The sequence below is a fragment of the Rhodococcus sp. CX genome, assembly GCF_015865005.1.
GTDB lineage: Bacteria > Actinomycetota > Actinomycetes > Mycobacteriales > Mycobacteriaceae > Rhodococcus.
In genome coordinates this window covers 23947-25665 of sequence record NZ_JADZGH010000020.1, presented here as the reverse complement: position 1 = coordinate 25665, position 1719 = coordinate 23947, and the positions used below count along the sequence as shown (strand labels likewise).

Sequence of the window (1719 nt, the reverse complement as noted above, 5' to 3'; positions counted from 1 at the left end):
GGCCCGGCCCGGTGTCACCCCCGCCCCGAGCCGCACCATCCGCGGCAGTGTGCACGGTCGGCCGGCCTATCTGGTGCCGCGTGGCGACGGTCTCGTCGTCGGCGCCACCCAGTACGAGGCCGACGACACGCAGGTGACGGTCGCCGGGGTGCGGGACCTCATCGCCGATGCGGAAGCGCTGCTGCCGGCGATCGGCGAGTACGAGCTGTACGAGGCGACGGCGGGACTGCGGCCGATGAGCCCGGACAACCTGCCGTTGATCGGGCGGCTGTCCGAACGGGTCGTCGCCGCGACCGGGCACGGACGCAACGGGGTCCTGTTCACCCCGATCACCGCGGACGCCGTGCTCGCCGAACTCGCCGACGATCCGCTCGCCGAAGCGAAAAACGCCGACCCGCAAAGATTTTCGAAGGAAGGGCTGTGATGACGAACCCGATCTCGGTGGGGATCACCGTCAACGGTGAGGACCACTACTTCGCCGAGGCGCCGACGGTCGCCGAACTGCTGGTGCAGCTGGGGCTGCCGGAGAAGGGCATCGCGATCGCCGTCGACGGCGCGGTGTTCCCGCGCGGGCGGTGGTCCGAACCGGTCGGAAAGGGCTGGCAGATCGAGATTCTCACGGCGGTCCAGGGTGGCTGAGCTCCGTGACCCGGCACACGACCTGCCGCAGCTGACCATCGCCGGACGCACCTTCGCGTCGCGGTTGATCACCGGCACCGGCGGCGCCGCGAATCTCGCGGTGCTCGAGGAAGCGCTCGTCGCCTCGGGTACCGAACTGACCACCGTCGCCATGCGACGCGTCGACGCCGCCTCCGGCACCGGGGTGCTCGACCTGCTGCGCCGCCTCGACATCACCCCGCTCCCGAACACCGCGGGCTGCCGCGGCGCGAAGGAAGCGGTGCTCACCGCGCAACTGGGCCGCGAGGCCCTCGAAACCGATTGGGTCAAGCTCGAGGTCATCGCCGACGAACGCACCCTGCTGCCCGACGCCATCGAATTGGTCTCGGCGGCAGAGCAACTCGTCGACGACGGGTTCGTGGTCCTGCCGTACACGACGGACGATCCGGTCCTCGCGAAGCGCCTCGAGGACGTCGGATGCGCGGCGGTGATGCCGCTCGGCTCGCCGATCGGCACCGGACTGGGCATCGCCAACCCGCACCACATCGAGATGATCGTCGAAGCCGCCGGTGTCCCGGTGGTGCTCGACGCGGGCATCGGCACCGCGTCCGACGCCGCCCTCGCGATGGAACTGGGCTGCGACGCGGTGCTGCTCGCGACCGCGGTGACCCGGGCCAAGGACCCGGCGCTCATGGCGTCGGCGATGCGGCACGCCGTCGAAGCAGGTTTCCGGGCCCGGCACGCCGGACGGATCCCGAAGAGGTTCTGGGCGCAGGCGTCCTCGCCGCTCGAACCCTAGGGCCGGTGTCGGATCCGGCGGCTGCTCGTCGGGCGTGTCCCTGCACATTCCGGATGGATCGGGCAGGGTAGGGGTCATGATCGAAGTGACGGGACTGACCAAGACCTTCGGATCGACGACGGCAGTCGACGACGTGACGTTCACGGTCCGGCCCGGCATCGTCACCGGCTTCCTCGGTCCGAACGGTGCCGGTAAGACCACGACGATGCGGCTGATCCTCGGTCTCGACCGGCCCACTGCCGGCACCGCCCTGATCGGCGGGCGACCCTACCGGGAGTTGCAGCGGCCGCTGCGCACCGTCG

4 protein-coding genes are annotated in these 1719 nt (G+C 70.6%); all 4 read left to right on the top strand.

The window, feature by feature from the left end; all coding sequences use genetic code 11:
* Positions 1 to 424: FAD-dependent oxidoreductase (locus I0Q12_RS31670; RefSeq protein WP_231609816.1), on the top strand; the 424-nt coding region annotated here is incomplete at its 5' end.
* Positions 424 to 639 (top strand): sulfur carrier protein ThiS, encoded by a 216-nt coding sequence (gene thiS / locus I0Q12_RS01645; RefSeq protein ID WP_197250297.1) that lies wholly within the window; start codon positions 424 to 426, stop codon positions 637 to 639. The genes I0Q12_RS31670 and thiS, both read left to right, overlap by 1 nt.
* A complete protein-coding gene (locus I0Q12_RS01640) occupies positions 632 to 1417 on the top strand; it encodes a thiazole synthase (RefSeq protein ID WP_307845972.1) in 786 nt (261 codons plus the stop codon). Before thiS ends, I0Q12_RS01640 begins: the two co-directional genes overlap by 8 nt.
* A 76-nt stretch (positions 1418 to 1493) precedes the next feature.
* The coding region (locus I0Q12_RS01635) for an ATP-binding cassette domain-containing protein (protein WP_197250296.1) at positions 1494 to 1719 on the top strand (226 nt) is incomplete at its 3' end.

Bases quoted from the DNA above. Each gene is read 5' to 3' on its own strand.
- thiS (WP_197250297.1), top strand. From the start codon at position 424: ATGACGAACCCGATCTCGGTGGGGATCACCGTCAACGGTGAGGACCAC.